At 70.6% G+C, this 20,556-nt stretch carries 15 protein-coding genes; 6 read left to right on the forward strand and 9 right to left on the reverse strand.

What is annotated here, in order from left to right:
- Positions 1-17: 17 nt before the first annotated feature.
- From RGD00_RS03210 to RGD00_RS03240, 7 genes are all read right to left on the reverse strand, one after another.
- Positions 18-1,442, reverse strand: a complete 1,425-nt coding sequence (locus RGD00_RS03210) for a gamma-aminobutyraldehyde dehydrogenase (RefSeq protein ID WP_310455905.1) — start codon at positions 1,440-1,442, stop codon at positions 18-20.
- Positions 1,443-1,465: 23 nt separating this feature from the next.
- Complete coding sequence (locus tag RGD00_RS03215; protein ID WP_310455817.1) at positions 1,466-2,272, reverse strand: ABC transporter permease; 807 nt, start codon at positions 2,270-2,272, stop codon at positions 1,466-1,468.
- Entirely contained in the window at positions 2,262-3,248 is a 987-nt protein-coding gene (locus RGD00_RS03220) for an ABC transporter permease (protein ID WP_310455819.1), read from the reverse strand. Before RGD00_RS03220 ends, RGD00_RS03215 begins: the two co-directional genes overlap by 11 nt.
- A complete protein-coding gene (locus RGD00_RS03225; protein ID WP_310455820.1) occupies positions 3,245-4,240 on the reverse strand; it encodes an ABC transporter ATP-binding protein in 996 nt (331 codons plus the stop codon). Before RGD00_RS03225 ends, RGD00_RS03220 begins: the two co-directional genes overlap by 4 nt.
- A gap of 67 nt (positions 4,241-4,307) precedes the next feature.
- Positions 4,308-5,465: an ABC transporter substrate-binding protein gene (locus RGD00_RS03230; RefSeq protein ID WP_310455821.1), complete on the reverse strand. Its 1,158-nt coding sequence runs from the start codon at positions 5,463-5,465 to the stop codon at positions 4,308-4,310.
- Between the two features lie 179 nt (positions 5,466-5,644).
- On the reverse strand, positions 5,645-6,553 hold the full coding sequence (locus tag RGD00_RS03235; RefSeq protein WP_310455823.1) for a LysR family transcriptional regulator: 909 nt from the start codon (positions 6,551-6,553) through the stop codon (positions 5,645-5,647).
- Positions 6,554-6,809: 256 nt separating this feature from the next.
- Positions 6,810-8,114, reverse strand: a complete 1,305-nt coding sequence (locus RGD00_RS03240; protein ID WP_310455825.1) for a D-amino acid dehydrogenase — start codon at positions 8,112-8,114, stop codon at positions 6,810-6,812.
- A 341-nt stretch (positions 8,115-8,455) separates the two neighbouring features.
- On the opposite strand from RGD00_RS03240, the gene RGD00_RS03245 reads away from it, so the two are divergent.
- The 6 genes from RGD00_RS03245 (at position 8,456) to modC (ending at position 18,173) form a co-directional block, all read left to right on the forward strand.
- A complete protein-coding gene (locus RGD00_RS03245) occupies positions 8,456-11,374 on the forward strand; it encodes a caspase family protein (protein ID WP_310455827.1) in 2,919 nt (972 codons plus the stop codon).
- Between the two features lie 482 nt (positions 11,375-11,856).
- Positions 11,857-13,584, forward strand: a complete 1,728-nt coding sequence (amrB, locus tag RGD00_RS03250; protein ID WP_310455828.1) for an AmmeMemoRadiSam system protein B — start codon at positions 11,857-11,859, stop codon at positions 13,582-13,584.
- A gap of 124 nt (positions 13,585-13,708) precedes the next feature.
- Positions 13,709-15,568, forward strand: a complete 1,860-nt coding sequence (locus RGD00_RS03255; protein ID WP_310455829.1) for an MORN repeat-containing protein — start codon at positions 13,709-13,711, stop codon at positions 15,566-15,568.
- A 258-nt stretch (positions 15,569-15,826) separates the two neighbouring features.
- On the forward strand, positions 15,827-16,216 hold the full coding sequence (locus tag RGD00_RS03260; RefSeq protein ID WP_310455831.1) for a winged helix-turn-helix domain-containing protein: 390 nt from the start codon (positions 15,827-15,829) through the stop codon (positions 16,214-16,216).
- Positions 16,217-16,383: 167 nt separating this feature from the next.
- The gene (gene modB / locus RGD00_RS03265; protein ID WP_310455833.1) at positions 16,384-17,082 is read left to right on the forward strand and encodes a molybdate ABC transporter permease subunit; all 699 of its coding nucleotides are present in this window, start codon (positions 16,384-16,386) and stop codon (positions 17,080-17,082) included.
- The gene (modC, locus tag RGD00_RS03270) at positions 17,079-18,173 is read left to right on the forward strand and encodes a molybdenum ABC transporter ATP-binding protein (RefSeq protein WP_310455835.1); all 1,095 of its coding nucleotides are present in this window, start codon (positions 17,079-17,081) and stop codon (positions 18,171-18,173) included. The genes modB and modC overlap by 4 nt, the downstream gene beginning before the upstream one ends.
- On the opposite strand, the gene RGD00_RS03275 is transcribed toward modC, so the two are convergent.
- A complete protein-coding gene (locus tag RGD00_RS03275) occupies positions 18,155-19,231 on the reverse strand; it encodes a lysine-2,3-aminomutase-like protein (RefSeq protein WP_310455837.1) in 1,077 nt (358 codons plus the stop codon). The two genes, modC and RGD00_RS03275, sit on opposite strands and share 19 nt — an antisense overlap.
- A gap of 355 nt (positions 19,232-19,586) precedes the next feature.
- Positions 19,587-20,543: a pirin family protein gene (locus RGD00_RS03280; protein WP_310455838.1), complete on the reverse strand. Its 957-nt coding sequence runs from the start codon at positions 20,541-20,543 to the stop codon at positions 19,587-19,589.
- Between the last annotated feature and the right edge of the window lie 13 nt (positions 20,544-20,556).

Below are 20,556 nucleotides of genomic sequence, written 5' to 3' on the forward strand. Positions count from 1 at the left end.
CCGGCCCGCGGGGGGCGTCAGCCGTGCTTGACCATCACATGGCGCACCACGGTGTAATCCTCCAGCGCGTAGGTGGACATGTCCTTGCCATAGCCCGACTGTTTCAGCCCGCCATGGGGCATCTCGTTCACCAGCATGAAATGGGTGTTGATCCAGGTGCAGCCATAGCGCAGCCGCGCCGCCGTGCCCATCGCCCGGCCCACATCCCGGGTCCAGACCGAGGACGCCAGCCCATAATCGCTGTCGTTCGCCCAGGCCACCGCCTGGTCCACATCCGAAAACGGGGTGACGGACACCACGGGGCCGAAAACCTCGCGCCGGACGATCTCGTCCTCCTGCCGGGCGCCGGCGACCACGGTGGGGCGGTAGTAGAAGCCCTGGTCCAGCGGCTCGCCCCCGGTGGTGATCTCGACATGGCCCAGTTCGCGCGCGCGGTTGACGAAGCTTGCCACCCGGTCGCGCTGGCGCTGGCTGATCAGGGGACCGATCTCGTTCGTGGTGTCGTCCTCTGCCGCCAGCGTGATCGCGGACGCGGCCGAGGTCAGGTCCGCCACCAGCCGCTCATACACCTTGCGCCCGGCATAGACGCGACAGGCGGCGGTGCAATCCTGCCCGGCGTTGTAGAAGGAAAAGGCGCGAAGCCCTTCCACCACCTCGGAAATATCGGCATCGTCAAAGACGATCACCGGCGCCTTGCCGCCCAGTTCCAGATGCGTGCGCTTGACCGTCCGCGCCGCCGCATCCAGCATCTTCTTGCCGGTGGCCACGTCGCCCGTCAGGCTGATCATGTCCACGCCTGCGTGGTGGATCAGGTGGTTGCCCACCGTCTGGCCCCGCCCGGTGATCACGTTCACCACCCCCTCGGGCAGTTCGTCCGCCAGGATCCGCGCCAGTTTCAGCGCCGTCAGCGGGGTCTGTTCGGATGGCTTGAACACCACCGTATTGCCCCCGGCGATGGCGGGGGCCAGCTTCCACGCCATCATCATCAGCGGATAGTTCCAGGGCGCGATCGAGGCCACCACCCCCACCGGATCGCGGCGGATCATGCTGGTGTGGCCGGGCAGGTATTCGCCCGCCACCTGGCCCTGCTGGGTGCGCACCGCCCCGGCGAAAAAGCGGTAGCAATCGACGACCGCGGGCAGTTCGTCGTTCAGCGCCGCATTGATCGGCTTGCCGCAGTTCAGCGCCTCCAGCCGGGCGAAGGCACCGGCCTCCGCCTCGATCCGGTCGGCGATGCGCAGCAGGGCGGCGGCGCGTTCGGCGGGCGTCGTGCGCGACCAGCCGTCGAAGGCGCGGCGCGCGGCCTCGACGGCGCGGTCGATCTGGCCCGCCGACGCCTCTGCCACGTCGAGGATCGCCCCGCCCGTGCGGGGGTTCAGGATCCGTTCGGCCGTTTCCTCGCCGGGCTCGAATCCGGCGCCGATCAGGAACTGGGTGTCGATGGTGGTCATGGGGCCTCCGTTGATCATTTGCCCCCGCCCGCGGTCTCTGACCCGCCGCGGGTGAGGTAATAGGCGATGAGGATCGGTATGAAGGTGGTGGCGAACACCACGATGGCGACGACATTGGTGACGGGGCGCTGCCGCGGGCGCACAAGTTCGTTCAGCATCCAGATCGGCAGGGTGCTTTGCTGGCCGGCGGTGAAGGTGGTCACGATCACCTCGTCGAAGGACAGCGCGAAGGCCAGCATCCCGCCCGCCAGCAGCGCCGATCCGAGGTTGGGCAGCAGCACGTGGCGGAAGGTCTGGAAGGCGTTCGCGCCAAGATCGGCCGACGCCTCCATGATCCCGCCCGACAGGCGGCGGAAACGGGCCACCGCGTTGTTGTAGACAATGACGATGCAGAAGGTCGCGTGGCCCAGAACGATGGTCCAGGTGGAAAACGGGATCTCCATCACCGCAAAGGCGGACCGCAGCGACATGCCGGTGATGACGCCGGGCAGGGCGATGGGCAGGATGATCAGCAGGCTGATCTGGTCGCGCCCGAAGAACCGCGTGCGCGCCATGGCGGCGGCGACCAGCGTGCCCAGGACCATCGCCAGCGCCGTGGCGATCGCCGCGACCCGCAGCGACAGATAGAGCGGCGGCCAGATGTCGGCCCGGTTCCAGGCCACGGCGAACCATTTCACCGTCAGGTCCGGGGGCGGGAACTGATAGGTCCGGTCCTCGGTCGTGAAGGCGTAGAGGAAGATCAGAAGGATCGGCAGATGCAGGAACAGAAGCCCCAGAACCGCCCCGACCCTCAGCCCCAGGGATGCGCGGTCAGAGTGCATCGAAGGCCCCCGCGCGCCGGGCCAGCGACAGATAGGCCAGCATGATCAGGATCGGCACCACTGCAAAGGCGGCGGCGAGCGGGATGTTCCCGGCGGTGCCCTGCAACTGATAGACCGCCTGCCCGATGAACCGGGCCGAGGTGCCGACGATCTGGGGGATGATGTAATCCCCCATCGTCAGCGAAAAGGTGAAGATCGACCCGGCGATGACCCCCGGCAGCGCCAGCGGCAGGATCACCGTGCGGAAGGTCTGCGCGCGGTTCGCGCCAAGGTCGGCAGATGCCTCCAGCATCGACACCGGCACCCGTTCCAGCGCCGCCTGCATCGGCAGGATCATGTAGGGCAGCCAGACATAGACGAACACCATCCATGTCCCGAGGTACGAGGTGGACAGCGAATTGCCCCCGATACCCGGGATGGCCAGCACCGCATCGAGGATCGGCGTGGTGCCGGTGGCATTGGCGGCCCAACCGATGATCCCTTCCTTGGCCAGGATCAGCTTCCACGCATAGACCTTGACGAGGTAGGACGACCAGAGCGGCAGCATCACGCCCAGATAGAACACCGCCTTCCACCGCCCGCGTGCGAACCGCGCCGCGTAATAGGCGATGGGAAAGGCGATCACCGCGCAGCCGAGCGTGACCGAGGCCGACATCAGCAGCGTGCGCAGGATGATGTCGAGGTTCTGCGCCCGGAACAGTTCGGCATAGGTGCGCAGGGTGAATTCCGGCACCACGAGGCCCGAGAAATCGTCGATGTAGTAGAAGCTCTGCAACAGCAGCGCGGCGAGCGATCCCAGATAGACCAGCCCCAGCCACAGCAGCGGCGGTGTGACCAAGAGCAGCAACAGCAACCCCGGCCGCCGCCAGAACAGTGCCGTCAGCCGGTCGCCCGGCCCCCGCTGCGGCAGGACCGCGCCGGTGGCTTCCACCAAGGGGGCAGGGCCGGGCAGGGCGGCGGCGGGCGGGGCGGTCATGCGCCCTCCATCACATGCAGCGCGCCGGGGGCGAAGGTGAAGGCGGCGGTGCCGCCGGGTTCGGGCAGCGGCTGGCCCGCCGGGATCAGCGCCGCGATGTCCACCCCATGGGCGGCGATGGTGACGCGGTTCGCCGCACCCAGATAGCGCAGCGCGGTGACGGTGCCCGAAAGCCGCGCCGTGCCCGCGCCATCGGCCAGCCGCAATGCCTCCGGCCGCAGCGAGGCCCATTGCCGCGGCCCGCCGAGCGCCCGCGTGACCTCGGGCGGCAACACGTTGGACGACCCCACGAAATCCGCCACGAACCTTGTGCGGGGGCGGGCATAGATGTCCTCGGGCGTGCCGATCTGGGCGATGCGGCCCTCGTTGAACACGGCGAGGCTGTCGGCCATCGACAGCGCCTCGTGCTGGTCATGGGTGACGAAGACGAAGGTGATGCGCAGCCGCTGTTGCAGGGCCTTCAGTTCGTCCTGCATCGCCTCGCGCAGCTTGAGGTCCAGCGCGCCGAGAGGTTCGTCCAGCAGCAGCACGCGCGGCTCGTTCACCAGCGCGCGCGCCAGCGCCACCCGCTGCCGTTGCCCGCCCGACAATTGCCCCGGCTTGCGTTCGCCGTAACCGGGCAGCTTGACCAGCGACAGCATCTCTTCGGCCTTGTCGTAGCGCGCCCGGCGGCCCACGCCCCGCACCATCAGCCCATAGGCCACGTTGTCGCGCACGTTCATATGCGGGAACAGCGCATAGTCCTGAAACACCGTGTTCACGTTGCGCCGGTTCGGCGGCACGTCCGACACGTCCTGCCCGAAGATGCGGATCGCGCCGGCGGTGGGCTTCTCGAACCCGGAAATCAGCCGCAGGCAGGTGGTCTTGCCGGAACCCGATGGCCCGAGCATGGCGAAGAACGCGCCCTCGGCGATGGTCAGGTCCACGCCGTCCACGGCCTTGACCGGGCCGAAATGGCGCGAGACGGATTGGAATTCGACGGCGGCGGGCATGGGATTCCTGCAAAGATGGGCCTGCAACGGGGGCGCGCGCCGCGCACCCCCTTGGTGCATCGGGGGCTCAGCGCCCGCCGATCACGCCGATATAATCCGACACCCACCGATAGTAGGGCACGCATTCGCCCTGGCTTTCGCATTTCGTCACCGGCGTGGTCCAGAACCGGATCTTGTCGAAATCGTCGAAGCCGTTCTTGGTGCAGCCTTCCGCCGTCAGCATGCCGCGCCCGTCGGTGCAGGCGGCCGGCACGGACGGGTTGGCGCCGAACCAGACGGCAAGGTCGGATTGCAGGTTCGAGGCCAGCGAATGTTCCATCCACAGATAGGCGCAGGTGGGGTTTTCCGAATCGACATGCATCATCGAGGTGTCGGCCCATCCGGTCGCGCCCTCCTGCGGGATGACGCTGGCGACGGGCACGTTTTCGGATTGCAGCAGGTTGCGCTGGAACGGCCAGGTGCCGGACGCCGCCATGCCCTCGTTCTTGAAATCGTCCATCTGGATGAAGGCGTCGTGCCAGTAGCGGCTGACCAGTTGGCGCTGCCCGCGCAGCAGGTCGAGCGCGGCCTTGTACTGGTCCTCGTTCAGTTCATAGGGCGACTTGATGCCCAGGTCGGGCTTGTGGAACATCAGGTATTGCGCGGCATCGGCGATATGGATCGGCCCGTCATAGGCCTGCACCCGGCCCTTGTTGGACTTGCCGTCGGGCAGGGTCTGTTCCTCGAACACCACGTTCCAGCTGGTGGGGGGCGCGTCCTTGAACACCTCGGTGTTGTACATCAGCACGTTCGGCCCCCACATGTAGGGCACGCCGTAATGCACGCCGTCGACCACATACCAGGGCGCCTGTTTCAGCCGGTCGTCCACGGCCGTCCACGACGGGATGAGGTCGAGGTTGATCGGCTGCACCCGCTTGCCCGCGATCAGCCGCAGCGAGGCATCGCCCGAGGCGGTCACGAGGTCGAAGCCGCCCTCGTTCATCAGCGCCACCATCTCGTCCGAGGTGTTGGCGACCTTGACATTGACCTTGCAGCCCGACTGTTCCTCGAACTTCGTCACCCAGTCGAATTCCTTCACCGTCTCGCCGCGCTCGATATAGCCGGCCCAGGCGACGATGTTCACCTGCCCCTCGGGCGTGCCGAGCGCGGCGAGTTGCGCGAAGGCCGGGGACATGGCGGTCAGCACGGCCAGCGCCGTGGTGCCGAACAGCTTCAGTGTGGTCATGCCGGAGACTCCCTGTGTTTGGGCCTGTTGCCGCCGCGGCGGGGCAGGCCGGTCCGCCCGGCGGCCGGGGCCGTCAGGGCCGTTGGCACGAAGCTAAGGACAGGGCGGAAAGTTTCGCAATATCAAAACACAGAAAGAAGCGTTCGGTTTTTCCGATGGGTCCGGCGCCCGCGCCGCCGCTATCCCGTCCGCCCGGGGATCGCGCCCTGCGCCGCGCGGATGAAATTGCGCGCCGCCCCCGGCAGCGGCGCCCCCTTGCGCCAGGCCAGCCCCACCTGCACCGAGGGCAGGTCGCCCGATACGTCGCGGGTCTGGATCCGGTCGCCTTCCAGCGACCAGGGCCGGTAGACGAGGCTCGGCAGGATCGCCACCCCCGCCCCGGTGGCCACGAGGCTGCGCACCGCCTCGACAGACCGGGTGCGGAAGGCGATCTGCGGGCGGACCGACAGTTGCGCCATCAGCCGCCGGGTGCTTTCCTCGATCTCGTCAACCATCAACTGGATCAGGGGCTCGCCCGCCAGCTGATCGAGCGTGATCGCCTCCGCCTCGGCCAAGGGATGGCCGAGCGGCAGCCAGAGCCGGTAGGGCGAGACGACCAGCGTTTCCACCTGCAACGCCATCCGGTCGCGGATCGAGGATGTCAGCAGCACCGCCACGTCCAGTTCGCCCCCGATCAGCAGATGTTGCAGATAGCCGCCGTCATCCTCGATCACACTGAGGTCGACCTTGGGATGGGCGCGGCGGAACCGCGACAGGATGTCGGACAGCACATAACCCGCCACCAGCGAGGTGACGCCGAGCGCGAGCCGCCCGCCCGCCTCTTCGTCCGGGGTGCGGAAGGCCATGCGCGCGGTGGACACATCGGCAAGGATCTGGCGGGCGTGGCGCAGGAAAAGGCTGCCCTTGTGGGTGATCTCCAGCCCCCGCGCCTGCCGGTCGAAAAGCGTGACGCCAAGATCGTCCTCCAGCGCCCGGATCGCCTCCGTCACCGAGGATTGCGAGATCGACAGCGCCCGCGCCGCGCCCGAAACGCTGCCCGCCTCGGCCGCGGCGACGAAGAACTGAAGCTGGCGGAGCGAGAAGGCCATGCCGGACCCTAGCCGCGCCGCGCAGGGCGGACAAGGCCGGGGCGGCCCCCAGGGGCGGTCAGAGGGGGAGAGGGCAGCACCGGGGCGCTGCCCCGGACCCCGGGATATTTATGGACAGAAAATGAACAGGGTGGTGCTTTCGTCCTGCGCCCTTCATTTTCTGTCCCCAAATATCCCCGCCGGAGGCTCCCGCCCTCGACAAGGGCGCAACCGCCCGGCGCGGGCACGGCATCGAGGCAGCGGCCCCGGTCCTTCCTCAGGCCGGTTGCGGGGCCAGCCCGCCCGCGCGGCGCGGCGCACGGCGGGGGGCGGCATAGCGGGCGATGCCGAGGTCGGCGGCCTCGATTTCCGGCGCGCAGCCCGACATCAGATCCGCCAGCACCCGGCCCGAGCCCGCCGCCATCGTCCAGCCGAGCGTGCCGTGCCCGGTGTTGAGGTAAAGCCCCGCCACCGGCGTCGGGCCCACCACCGGGGTGCCGTCGGGCGTCATCGGCCTGAGGCCGGTCCAGAAGTTCGCCGCCGCCGTATCCCCCGCGCCGGGGAAGAGGTCGGTCAGCGATTTTTCCAGCGTCGCGCGCCGGCGGGGGTGCAGCGTCAGGTCGAACCCGGCGATTTCCGCCAGCCCGCCGACGCGGATCCGGTCGCCGAGCCGCGTGATCGCGACCTTGTAGGTTTCGTCCATCACGGTCGAGACCGGCGCGCGGTCCGCCGCGACGACCGGCACGGTGATCGAATAGCCCTTGACCGGATAGACCGGCAGCCGCAGGCCCAGGGGTGCCACCAGCGCGGGCGAATGGCTGCCGAGCGCGACCACCACCGCATCGGCGCGCAGCCGCCCTTCGGCGGTGTCCACCCCGGTCACGGCGCGGCCTTCGACCGCCAGCCGCCGCACCTCGACCCCATAGCGGAAGGTGACGCCGGCCGCCGCGGCCCGATCGGCCAGCCCGGTGGTGAACAGGAAGCAATCCCCCGTCTCGTCCCCCGGCAGGCGCAGCCCGCCCGCGATCGGCGCGCCCGCCGCCGCCAGCCCCGGTTCCGCCCGCAGGCAGCCCGCGCGGTCCAGCAATTCGAACGGCACGCCATCGGCCTTCAGCACCGCGATGTCCTTTTCCGCCGCCGCCAGCTGTTTTTCGTCGCGGAACACCTGCAGGGTGCCCTGCATGCGTTCGTCATAGGCGATCCCGGTCTCGTCGCGCAGCGCCATCAGGCAGTCGCGGCTGTATTCGGCCAGCCGGACCATGCGGCTCTTGTTCAGTACATAGGCCGGCGTGGTGCAGTTGCGCAGCATCTGCCACATCCATTCCACCCGCTGGCGGTCGATCTTGGGTTGCAGCACCAGCGGCGCATGGGTCTGGAACATCCATTTCAGCGCCTTGAGCGGGATCCCCGGCGCGGCCCAGGGGGCGGAATAGCCCGGGCTGATCTCGCCCGCATTGGCGAAACTCGTTTCCAGCGCGGGGCCGGGCTGGCGGTCCAGCACGGTGACTTCATGGCCCGCGCGGGCCAGATACCAGGCCGAAGTGACCCCGATCACGCCGGCGCCCAGAACGATGACCTTCATGGCGATGCTCCCTAGATGCCGGTTATGATCCGGTCGGGATGCATGTTACCCTTTCCGGCGGCGAAGGAGGTGCCGAAGTCTGCGGTGAAACGGGAATGGAATCGAAGAAACCATTTCCATTCTTCGAAGTTGAGCAATAAAAATCCGATATGCGTTTCATATGCGCAAACATCCCGCATGTGCCGACTCGGCCCCCCGGGGGACTTTCCATCCGCCCCGCCCGCGCCTAGGCTGGGGGTGCCGGAGGATCCACGATGCCGCAACCTCCCCGACACCGATCCCCATGGTCGGCCCGTTCCGGGCGCGTCCTGCGTTGGGCCTTGGCGGCCTTGGCCCTGCCCATGGCGGCCTTCGCGCAGGCGGTGCCCGACTATCAGCTCGACCTCGATACCGGCGGGCATCGCGCGGCGATCCGGGGGCTGGCGGTTTCGGCCGACGGGGCGGTGCTGGTCTCTGTTTCCGACGACAAGACCGCCCGGGTCTGGGACTGGCAGCGGGGCGAGTCCACCGCCATCCTGCGCGGCCAGATCGGCACGGGGAACGAGGGGCTGATCCATGCCGTGGCGCTGTCGCCGGACGGGCGGTTCGCCGCGGTGGCGGGCTATTTCGGCGGTCATGTCGCGGCGCAAGGCCCCTTCGGCGATGTGCGGGTGTTCGACACGCGGTCGGGGCGGCTCCTGCGGGTGCTGGAAGGGCATGACCTCATGGTCGAGGCGCTGGCCTATGATCCCGCGCGCGACGAACTCGCGGCCTCGGGGCAGGGCGGCATGATCCACCGCTGGCGCGCGCCCTTCGGGGATGCGCCCGAACCGCTGGCCGCGCTGGACACCGAGGCCAACCGCGTCCGCGCGCTGGCCTATGCCGCCGGGGGCACGCGGCTGGCGGCGGCGACGCTGGATTACGGGCTGCGGCTGTGGGATCTGGAGACCGGCGCGGCGATGGAGATCCCCGATGCCGAACCCCTGTGGGACGTGCCGCTGGTCGGCCTTGCGGTCGGCGCCGACGGCACGCGGCTGGCGGTGGCGGGCGATGACGGGCGGGTGGAGTTGCGCGATGCGCGGGACGGCCATCTGGTCGCCGCGCTGCCGGTCCAGCCCTTCCGCCCCGATGCGCTGGCCTTCGCGGGGGGCGACAGGCTGTTGACCGTTTCCTGCGGCTACCGCTGCGGCGAGGATCATCGGTCGGCCACATGGTCGCTCGACACCTTTACCCCCGTCGCCGACTACCGCGGCCATGACGCCGAGGTGCGCGCGGCCCTCGCCCTGCCCGGGGGCGAGATCGTGGCGACCGCAGGCGGGCGGGGGCATGAAATCCACCTCTGGCGGGCGGAAACCGGCGCGGCGGTGCGGCAGTTGAAGGGCCTCGGCCAGTCCATCGCCGCGGTGGGCATTGCCGATGACGGCAGCGCGGTGGCCTGGGGCACCGTGGACCCTTGCCCCGACCGGGTGATCTGCCCGCAGACCCTTGGCCCCTTGGACCGCATGTTGCCCCTGCCGGGCCCCGACCGCAGCCTGTCCGCGCCCCGCGCCATCGAGGGCGATTTCCTGCGCGCGGTGCTGGATATGCCCGGCCTTGCCGTCACCATCGCCGGGGCCCGCGACGGCGGGTTCGAGGGCGCCGACCTGCGCCTAACCGGGCCCGGGGGCATGCAGACCCTGCGCCGCGACGCCACCACCGGCTATTACCACACCGCCTATACGCTTACCGGCGACACCGTCATCACCGGCGGCGGCAACGGCATCCTGCTGGCGCAGGCGCTGGCCGACGGGCGCATGGCGGGCGAGTTCCGGGGCCATACCGGCGACATCCTCGCCCTTGCCGCCCTGCCGCGCGCGAACCGCCTGATCAGCGGCAGCGCCGACCAGACCCTGCGGATCTGGAACCTCGACACCCGCGCCCTGATCGCCAGCATTTTCACCGCCGGCCCCGACTGGATCGTCTGGACCCCGCAGGGCTATTACCAGTCCTCGCCCGAGGGCGACCGGCTGGTGGGCTGGCATGTGAACCAGGGGCAGGGGCGCGAGGCGCGTTTCATCCGCGCCCGCCAGTTGCGCCAGCACCTGCACAGCCCCGAAATCGTCCGCCGCGCGCTGATGACGGGCGATCCGGCGGGCGCGGTGCGCGACCTGCGCGGGACCGACCGGGAACTCGACACCCTGCTGACCCGCGCCGCGCCCGAATTCGACCTGCGCCTCGCCCCCGACATCGCCGCGCCCGAGGGTTTCGCCGCCATCGAGGTCACGGGGGCGAGCCTTGAGGAGGTCGAAAGCTGGGGCTATTCGGTGCTGGTCAACGACCGCCGCGTGCCGCCCCTGCGGGTGGCCGATGCGGGCGGGCGGCTGATCTATCATATCGCGCTGGAACCGGGGGAAAACCGCATCCTCGTGACCGGGCAGAACGATTACGGCTATGTCACCGAACGCAGCGCGGTGGCGCTGTTCAACGCGCCGGTAGAACCGAAGGCCGGCAAGCTCTATGTCGCGGTGATCGGGGTCAACGACTACCCGGACCTGCCCGAGGGCTGCAACGGCCGGTCCTGCAACCTCGATTACCCGGTGGCCGATGCGCTGGAATTCCTCGACGTGGTGCGCGAACGCACGGCGCCGCTGTTTCAGGGCATGGAGGTGCGGGTGATGGTCAGCCGCGGCGCGCTGGATCAGCAGCCCCTGCGCCGCGACCGCCTGGCCGCCCTCATGGACCCCGCAGAGGTGATGGAGCCCGAGGCCCGCACCATCACCGACGAACTGACCGATTTCCTGGCGCTGCCGGGGCCCGATGACACCACCGTCATCTTCGCCGCCGGCCACGGCATCAACATCGACGAACAATACTATCTGATCCCCGCCGACGGCGAGAAGCGGGGCGAGAACTGGCGGCGGTCCTCGCTGGTGGACTGGTCGGTGATCCAGGAGGAAATCGGCTTCGCCCAGGGGCGGCGGATCCTGGTGCTGGATACCTGCCACGCCGCCAACGCCTTCAACGCCCGGCTGGAAAAGGACGCGGCCGATGCGCGGGTGGTGGTGTTTTCCGCCACGGCGGCCAACAACACCGCCGCCGAACGCGCGGATCTGGGCCACGGCATCTTCACCTGGGCGCTGGTCGAGGGGCTGCGCGGCAAGGCCGACCCCTCGGGCGAGGGCGTGCGGCTGCTGAACCTCGCCGATTACGTCTACCGCGAGGTGGTGCGGCTGTCGTCGCAAAAGCAGGAACCCTTCTACCACATCTCGCAGACCTCCAACTTCCTGCTGGCGCGGCCGTGATTTTCAGGGACCGGACAGGGATGGGGGCTGCGGTGCGGCCGGGGGGACAACGCGCCGCGCACATGATCGCCGGGGTTGTCCGGCGGGCATGTAACCGGTGGAGGGCGCGCGCCCGCGTCACCGCCGAAACCGTACCCCCGCAACCGGCCGCCCCCACCGCGCCCCCGATCTTGCCGAAAGGGGAAGGATCGTCCCCCCGAGCCCGCCGAAACGGGCGCCTCCGCCAGTACCCGCCCGCCTGCGCTGCGTCCCTCACCAGTGAAGAACGCCACCCCGACTTCATCTTGCCGAAAATACTCCGGGGGCGCCGGCTGGTGCGCCACTGGTTCGAGAACCAGCCGGCGCGGGGCTGGCCCCCGGCGCTGCGGGCTGCAAAAGCCCAGAGGTCCCCCATATGGGCTGCCCCCGCGGCAACCGCGGGCAGCCTCTCCATCAAAACCCTTCTTTGCTTCATCTTTTCCCAAATACCCCGGGGGCGCCGGATGGTGCGCCACCGGTTCGAGAACCAGCCGGCGCGGGGCTGGCCCTCGGCCCTGCGGGTCATCACGACCGCAACCGCCCTCATCCTCGCCAGCGCCCCCGCACATGCGCAGGACGGATGCCCCCCCGGCGATACCCCCTTCGCGCCCTTCTACGCCGACCCCGCGCGTTTCACCCGGGCGCTGGCGGCGACCGAGGGCCAGCCCGCGCCCTCGGCCCCGCCCACCGGGCTGATCGTGCCGCATCATCTGGAGATCCCGGAGCTGATCGCCGGGGGTATCCGCCTGTCGGAAGCCACGCGGCCCGACCGGATCGTGGTGCTGTTCCCCGACCATTTCTTCAAGCTCCGCCGCCCCTTCGCCACCACGGGGCGGGGGTTCGACACGGTTCTGGGGCCGGTGCCGGGCGACCCGGCGGGGGCGGCGGCGTTACGCGCGGCGAGCCCGCTCATGGAGGACTCCTGCCTTTTCGCCCGCGACCACGGGCTGCGCGCGGTGCTGCCCTTCATCGCGGCGCTTCACCCCGGCGTGCCGGTGCTGCCGGTGGCCGTCGCCATCAGTTCCACCCGTCCGCAGTGGGAGGATCTGGCGACCGCCATGACCCCACTGGCCGGGCCGGGCACGCTGATGGTGCAGGCGACCGACTTTTCCCATTACCTGCCGCTGCACGAGGCCCGCCAGCGCGACCAGCAGGTGCTGAACCTGCTGGCGGCGGGGGATCTCGATGCGATCGCGGGCCTGCGCCAGCCAGACCATGTGGATTCGCTCGGCGCGATGTATGTCACGCTGGCGCTGCAACAGCGGCTGCACGGCGCGGCGCCCGTCGTCGTCGCCAACCGCAATTTGCAGGAACTCACGCCGCGTTTCGTGGCGGAAACCACCAGCTACATCACCGCCGCCTTCCTGCCCCCCGGCGCGGTGGCCGACCCGATCCAGCCCGACAGCCCCGTCTACATGCTCGGGGGCGATCTGTTCCTCGGGCGCAGCCTGCCGCGGCTGCTGGCGGACGAACTGGCGGCGGACCGCGTGGCGCAGGCGGCGCTGGCGGCGACGCGGGGGCGGCCCTTGGTGCTGAACCTCGAAGGCGTGCTGCTGCCCGATCTGCCGGGAAACCTGCCGCATCTGGTGCTGGCGAGCCCCGCGCAGATGGTGCTGGACTGGGCGCGGCGGCTGAATGTCGTGGCGTTCGGCCTTGCGAACAACCACACGAACGACATCGGCCTCTCGGGCGTGGCGGAAACGCTGGCGGCGCTGCGGGCCGGGGGAATGGCGCATATGGCGCAGGGCGCGGCGCTGGACCTGCCGGGCGTCACGCTGGTGGCGCTGAGCGATCTGGACGGCGCCGCCGACCCGCCCTTCGACCGGCTGGGGCCCGGAATGCTCGACCGGCTGGTGCGGCCGGATGCGGCGGTGCCGGTGGTGGCCTTCGTCCACTGGGGGCGGGAATATGTCACCGAACCGGGCCCGCGCGAGGTCTGGCTGGCCGACCAGATGCGCCGCCGCGGCGTGGCCGCCGTGGTCGGCGCCCATCCCCATGCCGCCAGCGCCGCGCCGGTGGCGATCGGGGGCGGCGACACGCTGGTCTTTCATTCCACCGGCAATTTCCTCTTCGACCAGTTGCCGCCCGAAAGCTCGGGCGCGCTGGTGGAACTGCGGGCCTTTGCGCAAGGAACGGTGTTCCTGCGCCAGATGCCGCTGCCGCATCTTTTCGCGGCGGCGCGGGGGCGGTGAGGGGGCCGGGGCAAGGCCCCGGCCTGCGGACACAGGGGAAAATGGCGGCCGGGGCGCTGGAAACCGTTGTGCGGCGGGCGGGTTCGGGCGTAGCCTGACACGATCACGGGAATGGGAGCGGGTCATGGCGGGCAGGGCGGCAGGCTGGCGCGGGGCGGTTCTGGCGGCGGCGGTGGCGGGGTTCGCCCCCACCGGCGCGGCATGGGCAGAGGCGCAGGCACCCGCACAGGCTCTGGCACGGGCAGAGGCGCCCTCCGAACGGTTGCAGGTCATCTACAACCCCGAAACCCGCGCCGTCAGCCGCCGGATGGTGCGCCTTTACGACCCCCATCCCGGCATGGCGCTGGATTTCACCTGGGAACCCGCGCCCGGCAACTGGCCCGGCATCACCCCCGACGGCTTTGCCGACGGCCCCGGCAAGGTCAGCTGGCGCGCGCCGGGGGTGGCGGGCTACGACCCCCGCGCGGTGCACCACAGCTATGAAGGCACGCTCGCCGCCGGGCGGTTCGAGGGCCGCGGCGTCCTGCGCTACCGCGACGGCAGCCGGTACGAGGGCACCTGGGTGGCGGGCCTGCTGGAGGGCGCGGGCATGCATCTGGACGCCAGCGGCAACCGCTACGAAGGGCCCTTCGCCGCCGGGCGGGCCGAGGGGCAGGGGATCTGGCGGTCGCGCGAGGGTTGGGTCTACACCGGCGGCTTCGCCGCGGGCCAGCGCCACGGCGAGGGCCGGGTCGCGCTGCCCGGGGGCCTGCGCTACGATGTGGTGATGGACCGGGGCGAGGAAGTGCATTCCACCCGCCCCCGGGTCTTTGCCGACGCCACGCTCGGCGGCCTCCTGCCCGCGCAATCGGGGGGCGCGGCCGGCAAGGTGGCGATGGCTGTCGTCATCGACCAGCGCGTGACCGAGGAACAATCCGTCCGCTACACCCATCATGTGGGCGAGAACGGGGTGATGATATTCCCCATGGACGAGGAATTGCAGCGCATCTGGAACGGCGAGGCGCGGCCGGAGGATCTGTATGTCCTGACGGACATGTCGCAGATGGACTGGGACGCCACGCGCGCCTTCGCGGTGCTGGATCTGGCGACCGAGGACGGATCGCGCGTGCGGCTGAAAAGCCTCGACCTCGCTGTGGATCTCAGCATGCCGCATCTGCGCCCGGTGCTCGAGGCGCAGCCGCATGCCGGCTGCGTGGGCTTCCGGCCGAGCTTCAACTTCGTCAACCACGGCTGGGGCGCGGTGGAAAACGCGGTGGCGCGGTTCCGGTTCTCGAACCCCGACAGCTACGACTGGGAACGCCCCGCCGCCGAGCGCCCGGGGACGGACTGGTACGAATTGCCGGTGGGCAGCTTCGACCAGGGTGCGGATGTGATGCTGCGCGACCTCTTCGTGCAGGCGGGGGCGGATGTGGCGGCGCTGGAAACCCGCCGCTTCACCTGCCCGAGCCAGGAGTTGATGGAAACCTGCTCCGCGCAGGCGCTGGCGGGGCTCGACCTCGGCGCGCTGAACGGGCATGCGGGCGGCATGGGGGTGATCAGCACCGATCTGATCGGCGAGTTGCGCTATGAATGGGTGGATGCCGCGGGGGTGCGCAACCAGGATCTGGTGCCGCTCGGCCTGCATGTCAATCTGGCGACGATCGAGGTGCCGGGGGGCCTGGCCGAATGCGGGGCGGGCGGGGCCTATGCCACCGAGGCGCCGCAGTTCCTGGAGGTGGAACTGCCCGCCGAGGGCCGGGACTACCGCATCAACATCCCCAACCGCGGCAACCCCAACCTTGCCGAACTGCGCCGGGGGCTGAAGCTGTGGTCGCGGCAATCCTCCATGCACCGCCTGCATGTCGAGGCCGAATTCGGCGACGGCAGCATCCGCCGCTCGCCCATGGTGGAACTCTACTTCCTCCACCCCCGCACGCCGGAGTTCACCAGCACGACGACGCCGGCCAGTTGCTACCTGTCGGCGGATTACGACGATCTGTGCTAGGGGGCATCCCGGCGGCTGCGGGGGTGGTGAGGGCAGGGCCGGGGGCCAGCCCCCGGACCCCCGGGATATTTATGGACAGAAAATGGAGGCAGGCAGCGCTCTCCCCTTGAACAAGGCGGATGCAGCTTCACCTTTCCTGAAATACTCCGGGGGTCCGGGGGCTGGCCCCCGGCGCTGTCCGCGACATGGCCCTGCCGCCGGGCGTCTTCCCCCCGCTTGGGGATTGCGCCCGGCGCGGCGGGGGGCGAGGATGGCGGCATGGCTGACCGTTCCGACCCCTTCCCCCCCGCCCCCCGGCTGCGCCTGCGCATCCTCTTCGGCCGCGCCATGCTGGGCCCCGGCAAGGCAGACCTGCTGGAACGGATCGGGGCCTCGGGGTCGATCTCTGCCGCCGGGCGGCAGATGGGGATGAGCTACAAGCGCGCCTGGACGCTGGTGGAGGAGTTGAACGCCGCCTTCGCCGAACCGCTGGTGGAAAGCGTGCGCGGCGGCGCGGGCGGCGGGGGCGCGGCGCTGACCCCGGCGGGGCAGGAGGTCCTGCGCCGCTATCGCGCGGTGGAGGCCGCGGCCGCGGCTGCGGGGGCGGAGGATATCGCGGCCTTGCAGGGAATGCTGCGGGCGCCCGCCGATATGTCAGCGGAAAGATAACGCTTGCCTGCGCGGCGGGCCTGCGGCTATCCGGGGAGGGAGTTGCCCGGAGCCGCGATGCCTGCCGTTTCCCCCGCCCCCGCCCCCGTTCCTGCCGCGCCCGGCATGCGGTTTGTGCCCGCCGCCCGCCGCCCACCCTGCGGCCCCCTGCGCCACGGGGAGGGTGCATGACGGACTGGCTCGGCCCCGACGAATGGCGCGCGGTGGAACTGTCGCTGCGCGTGTCGCTGGTGGCGACGCTGTGCAGCCTGCCTCTGGGCATCCTCGTCGCCCATGCGCTGGCGCGGTGGCGGTTTCCGGGCAAGGCGGTGCTCAACGGGATCGTGCATCTGCCGCTGATCCTGCCGCCGGTCGTCACCGGCTATGTCCTGCTGATGACCTTCGGGCGGCGGGGCTGGGTGGGGCAGGCGCTGGACGAATGGTTCGGCGTGGTCTTTGCCTTCCGCTGGACGGGCGCGGCGCTGGCGGCGGGGGTGATGGCGTTCCCGCTGATGGTGCGCGCGATCCGGCTGTCGATCGAGGCGGTGGACCCGCGGCTGGAACAGGCGGCGGCGACGCTCGGCGCGGGCCGCGCCTGGGTGTTCCTGACGGTGACGCTGCCCCTGATCCTGCCCGGGGTGGTCGCGGGGGCGATCCTCGCCTTCGCCAAGGCGATGGGGGAATTCGGCGCGACGATCACCTTCGTGTCCAACATACCCGGCCAGACGCAGACGCTGCCCTCGGCGATCTACAGTTTCCTTCAGGTGCCGGGCGGGGATGCGGCGGCGCTGCGGCTGGTGGCGGTGTCGGTCGCGGTGGCGGTGCTGGCGCTGGCGCTGTCGGAATGGCTGGGGCGGTTCGTCGCGGGCCGGATCGGGCAGCGATGAGCCTCGAGGTCCGCCTGTCCCACCGCTTTCCCGGTTTCGCGCTGGAGGTGGATTTCGCCGCCCCCGGCGGGCTGACGGCGCTGTTCGGCCGGTCGGGGTCGGGCAAGACCACGGTCATCAACGCGGTGGCGGGGCTGTTGCGCCCCGATGCCGGGCGGGTGGCGGCGGGGGGCGTGGTGCTGGCCGACAGCGCGGCGGGCGTCTGGCTGCCGCCGCACCGCCGCCGCCTTGGCTATGTGTTTCAGGACGCACGGCTTTTCCCGCATCTGACGGTACGGCAGAACCTGCTTTACGGCCGCTGGTTCGCCCCCCGGGGGCCGGGCGCCGATTTCGGGCGCATCGTCGAGATGCTGGGTATCGGCCCCCTGCTGGCCCGCCGCCCCGGCGGGCTGTCGGGGGGCGAGCGGCAGCGGGTGGCATTGGGGCGGGCGATCCTGTCGAACCCGCGCGTGCTGCTGATGGACGAACCTTTGGCCGCGCTCGACGATGCGCGCAAGGCGGAAATCCTGCCCTATCTGGAACGGCTGCGCGATGCGGCGGGGGTGCCGATCCTCTATGTCACCCATTCGCCCGCCGAACTCGCCCGGCTGGCGACGACGGTGGTGGCGCTGGAGGCCGGGCGGGTGGTCGCCGCGGGCCCGGCGGCGGCGCTGCTGGCGGACCCGGCGGTCGCCCCGGTCTTTGGCCTGCGCGCCGCCGGTGCGCTGGTCCATGCCCGCGTCGCGGCGCAGGAAGGCGACGGGCTGACGCGGCTGGAAACCGCCGCCGGGCCGCTGTGGCTGCCGCGGGTGGAGGCGGGGGTGGGCGCCACCCTGCGCGTCCGCATCCAGGCGCAGGACGTGATGCTGGCCCTGACGCGGCCCGAGGGGATTTCGGCGCTCAATGTGCTGCCGGTGACGGTGCGGGTGCTGCGGATGGGCGAGGGGCCGGGGGCGCTGGTGCAGCTGATGGCGGGCGATGACCCGATCCTCGCCCGCGTCACCCGCCGCTCGGCCGAGGCGCTTGGCTTGCGCCCGGGGCTGGCGCTTTTCGCGGTGATCAAGGCGGTGTCGGTCGCGCCGGGGGATGTGGCTCAGGACGGGTCGTCATAGCGGTGGCGGTTGCCCTGCCAGTCCGTCACCCGATGGCTGCCGGGGCTGTCGCCCGGTTCCAGATACCCCGGCCCGACCGGCACCTTGCCATGGCCCCCGGGGATGTCGAGCACATAGGTCGGCAGGCAGATCCCCGACAGCCGCCCGCGCAGCGCCGCCATGATCCGCTGGCCCTCGGCGATGGTGGTGCGGAAATGGCCGGTGCCGCGGGCAAGATCGCAATGGTGCAGATAATAGGGCCGCACCCGGTTGCGCACCAGCGCGCGGAACAGATCCTCCAGCGCCTGCGGACTGTCGTTGACGCCCCGGAGCAGGACCGTCTGCGACAGCAGCGGCACGCCCGCGCGGGCCAGCCGGGCGAGCGCGGCGCAGGCGGCGGGCGTCAGTTCCTGCGCATGGTTGGTGTGGATCACCACATGCACCGCCGGGCGGATGTCCAATGCTTCGACCAGCGTGTCGGTGATCTTCGCCGGCGCCACCACCGGCACGCGGGTGTGAAAGCGCACCACCTCGACATGCGGGATCGCGGCGAGCCGGGCCAGCACCGCGCGCAGCCGCCGCGGCGACAGCACCATCGGGTCGCCCCCGGTCAGGATCACCTCCCATATCGCCGGGGTGCGGGCGATGTAGTCGAGTGCCGCGGCCATGTCGGCCTCGGGCAGCGCGCCGTCCTCGCCCACCACCTCGCGGCGGAAACAGAAGCGGCAATAGACCTCGCAGGTATGGGTGGCGTGCAGGATCACGCGGTCGGGGTAACGGTGGGTCAGGCCGGGCACGGGCGCATGGGCCCCGTCGCCGATGGGGTCGGCCAGTTCCTCGGGCCGGATGGTCAGTTCGGCGGCCGAGGGCACGAACTGCCGCGCCACCGGATCGTCCGGGTCGCCGGGGGCGGCGATGGCGCCCTGCATCTCCGCCGTCAGGCGGATGCGGAAATCCGCGGCCACCTGTTCGAGCGCGGCCCTGTCTTCGGCAGGCGCCAGCCCCGCCGCCGCCAGATCCTCCACGCTCGCCAGCGCGCGGGCGGGCAGGGGGGTGACGGGGACGGGTTTCGGGGCCATGGGCGGTCCTTTCGGCGGGCCCCGCGGATATGCGGGCCCCGCGCCGCTTTGGCAAGGGTGCAGGCCCCGGCGGCAGGGCGGAAAGGGGCAGACCCGACCTGCGGGGCCGGGTCGGACTACCCGAAGGGCCCGCCGCGCCGTCACGCCCGCCTTCCGGTGGTTCTTTGGCGGAGAGGTCGGCGGCCTCCGGCGGGGATATTTAAGGGACAGAAAGTGAAGAGAGCGCGCCCATCGAGGGGAAGCGATCTTCATCTTGCCTGAAATACTCCCGCGCGGAGCGCCGCCGACAGAGGTCATCAGGCGCGGCGTCCGGCGGGGGGCTGTCCGCAGGCCGGGGCTTGCCCCGGCATCCGCCTCAATGGCCCCGGGGGCCGCTCGTTCCCGGGAAGGGCACGAATTCCGCGTCATCCCCCGGCGGCAGGCGGAAGCGGCCGTGGTCGAAATCGCCCGCGATCCAGGCCTGTTTCGCCGCCTCCAGCTTTTCGCGCGACGAGGCCACGAAGTTCCACGAGATATAGCGCGGCCCTTCCAGTGTGGCGCCGCCCAGAAGCATCAGCCGCGCGCCCTGCGGCCCCGCCGTCACGGTGATCGCATCGCCCGGGCGGAACACCATCATGCGCCCGGCCTCGAAGCTCTCGCCCGCGATCGCCACCGCGCCTTCGGTGACATAGAGCCCGCGGTCCTCGTGATTGTCGGGCAGCGGGATCTTCGCGCCCGGGTCCAGCACCGCATCGGCGTAGAACATTTCGGAAAAGGTGCTGACCGGCGCGCGCGCGCCCCAGGCGTCGCCGAGGATCAGCCGCACCCGCTTGCCCTCGCCCTCCAGCAGCGGCAGGGCCTCGCGGCCGTGGTGCTCGAAGCTGGCCGGGCGGTCCTCATGGGCGGCGGGAAGCGCGACCCAGGTCTGGATGCCGAACAGCGAATGGGGGCTGCGGCGCGTTTCCTCGGCGGTGCGTTCGGAATGGGTGACGCCATTGCCCGCCACCATCCAGTTGACCGCGCCGGGGTGGATCATCTGGTCGGTGCCCAGGCTGTCGCGGTGGCGGAACTCGCCCTGGTAGAGATATGTCACCGTCGCCAGCCCGATATGGGGATGCGGGCGCACGTCGATGCCGCCCGCGCGCAGGAATTCCGCCGGGCCCATCTGGTCGAAGAAGATGAAGGGCCCGACCATCTGGCGTTTCGGCGCGGGCAGGGCGCGGCGCACCTCGAACCCGCCGAGGTCGCGGGCGCGCGGGATGATGAGGGTTTCAAGCGCGTCGATCCCCCCCGCCTCGGGGCAGCGGGGTTCGAGATCGGGCATCCAGCTCATGGCGTCCTCCTTC

This window comes from Ruixingdingia sedimenti (assembly GCF_031432425.1).
In the GTDB taxonomy this organism is placed as follows: Bacteria; Pseudomonadota; Alphaproteobacteria; order Rhodobacterales; family Rhodobacteraceae; genus Ruixingdingia; species Ruixingdingia sedimenti.

Excerpts from the sequence above, each read along its gene's own strand:
- RGD00_RS03215 (WP_310455817.1), bottom strand. The coding sequence starts at position 2,272 with ATGCACTCTGACCGCGCATCCCTGGGGCTGAGGGTCGGGGCGGTTCTG.
- RGD00_RS03220 (WP_310455819.1), bottom strand. The coding sequence starts at position 3,248 with ATGACCGCCCCGCCCGCCGCCGCCCTGCCCGGCCCTGCCCCCTTGGTG.
- RGD00_RS03225 (WP_310455820.1), bottom strand. The coding sequence starts at position 4,240 with ATGCCCGCCGCCGTCGAATTCCAATCCGTCTCGCGCCATTTCGGCCCG.
- RGD00_RS03230 (WP_310455821.1), bottom strand. The coding sequence starts at position 5,465 with ATGACCACACTGAAGCTGTTCGGCACCACGGCGCTGGCCGTGCTGACC.
- RGD00_RS03235 (WP_310455823.1), bottom strand. The coding sequence starts at position 6,553 with ATGGCCTTCTCGCTCCGCCAGCTTCAGTTCTTCGTCGCCGCGGCCGAG.
- RGD00_RS03240 (WP_310455825.1), bottom strand. The coding sequence starts at position 8,114 with ATGAAGGTCATCGTTCTGGGCGCCGGCGTGATCGGGGTCACTTCGGCC.
- RGD00_RS03245 (WP_310455827.1), top strand. The coding sequence starts at position 8,456 with ATGGCGGCCTTCGCGCAGGCGGTGCCCGACTATCAGCTCGACCTCGAT.
- amrB (WP_310455828.1), top strand. The coding sequence starts at position 11,857 with ATGGTGCGCCACCGGTTCGAGAACCAGCCGGCGCGGGGCTGGCCCTCG.
- RGD00_RS03255 (WP_310455829.1), top strand. The coding sequence starts at position 13,709 with ATGGCGGGCAGGGCGGCAGGCTGGCGCGGGGCGGTTCTGGCGGCGGCG.
- RGD00_RS03260 (WP_310455831.1), top strand. The coding sequence starts at position 15,827 with ATGGCTGACCGTTCCGACCCCTTCCCCCCCGCCCCCCGGCTGCGCCTG.
- modB (WP_310455833.1), top strand. The coding sequence starts at position 16,384 with ATGACGGACTGGCTCGGCCCCGACGAATGGCGCGCGGTGGAACTGTCG.
- modC (WP_310455835.1), top strand. The coding sequence starts at position 17,079 with ATGAGCCTCGAGGTCCGCCTGTCCCACCGCTTTCCCGGTTTCGCGCTG.
- RGD00_RS03275 (WP_310455837.1), bottom strand. The coding sequence starts at position 19,231 with ATGGCCCCGAAACCCGTCCCCGTCACCCCCCTGCCCGCCCGCGCGCTG.
- RGD00_RS03280 (WP_310455838.1), bottom strand. The coding sequence starts at position 20,543 with ATGAGCTGGATGCCCGATCTCGAACCCCGCTGCCCCGAGGCGGGGGGG.